Annotated in this window: 2 protein-coding genes; both read right to left on the reverse strand. The window is 25.6% G+C overall.

The features are described 5' to 3' along the window. Positions 1-1,174, reverse strand: a 1,174-nt coding sequence (locus ACRDDY_RS18595) for an FtsX-like permease family protein (RefSeq protein WP_438566414.1), incomplete at its 3' end; no start/stop codon positions are given. A 4-nt stretch (positions 1,175-1,178) separates the two neighbouring features. Continuing rightward, a partial coding sequence (locus tag ACRDDY_RS18600; protein ID WP_438566415.1) for a hypothetical protein occupies positions 1,179-1,413 on the reverse strand: 235 nt, incomplete at its 5' end.

The raw sequence follows: 1,413 nt of genomic DNA on the forward strand, positions 1-1,413 counted from the left end.
TAATATAAGAATTAATCCCCAGATTTAAATTAGTAATTATAGCTATAATCACAGCTGCTACTGTTATAGTTAAAATATCTAAAATTATTTCCTTTGCTATATTTTCAAGGGTAGCTCCCATAGCTAACTTAATTCCAAATTCCTTTGTCCTTTTCTTTAACTGTCCAAGAATTATACAACTTGTCCCAGCCATTGAAAGAATAAGAAGTAATGCACCTAATACTAAAGAAGATTTCACATCTCTTTCATAACTTTCTATTAAAGTAGTAGTATTAGATAGACTATACAAATTAGCCTGTAACTCATTTTCATTTAATTCTTTATTTAACCTTTTCATAAGTTCTTCTTCTGTAATATTTTCCTTTCTTTCTAAAAAGATTCCTCTTCCAATTGTAGATGTATAAAAATCATAGCCTATAAAATTCTCTATTACTGGAATTATTTTTATTCCATCACTATAATATAAGCTACTAGCAAAAAGTTCTGCTGGACCAAATTGAAAGGGAATAGCATTACTTTCTAAAAAACCAATAATTTCAAAGGTTATAAAATCTTCAGTTAAATCCACTTCTAATTCAGTTCTTCTTTTAGCCTCTGAAATATATTTTACTTTAAATGTTTTTCCTAATTCATATACTCCCTCAAAATCTTTTCCTATCACTATTGGTATATTTTCTTTTTTATAATCCTTTTTGAAATCTTCTTCTACAAAATTTCTTCCACTACTTATTTTTAAATTGTAATGATTAAAAAAATTCTTATTTATTATAACTTCTCCTATATAATTTTGTCCTACATCTCCCATTTTATTGTATTTTTCCGGAATATTTTCTCGAAATTCTTCAAATACATTTGGTCCAGACTCATAAATGTAATAATTATTTATTAAATTTTCTTTAATTAATTTATCATATATATCCCCAACCTGTTCTTTTGCTCTTAAAGCAGCACTCCAAAAATCTTCACCTCTAGCTTCATAGCCTCCCTTAGGAAATATCTTTACATAGGTTGTATTATCTAAATCAAATAAACTTTCTATTCCTTTTTTTCTATTTTGTGAATCTGAAAATAACTTTCCACTACTATTTATCATAGTTAATCCTACGCTTAATTGAATTATCATTAAAAAGGCTATAATCCCCATTTTTTTAACTCTTTTTATAGCTTTAAACATAATTTTATTCCTCCCTTAACATTTCCACTGGACTTATTTTCATTAAATAAATTAAAAAAGGAATTGTTGTAACTAAAGTACTAATTAAAGTTACTATAATAGCACCAATTAAATTAACTGCTGTAATCTTTATGTTCATATCTAATAAATAACCACCTGTTAAAAAACTTAATAACAATTGAATTAAAATTGAAAAAATCATTGCTATAATTGCTATGAAGGAAAGTTCTTTAAAGAAT

This window comes from Clostridium sp., assembly GCF_051656525.1.
GTDB lineage: Bacteria > Bacillota > Clostridia > Clostridiales > Clostridiaceae > Clostridium.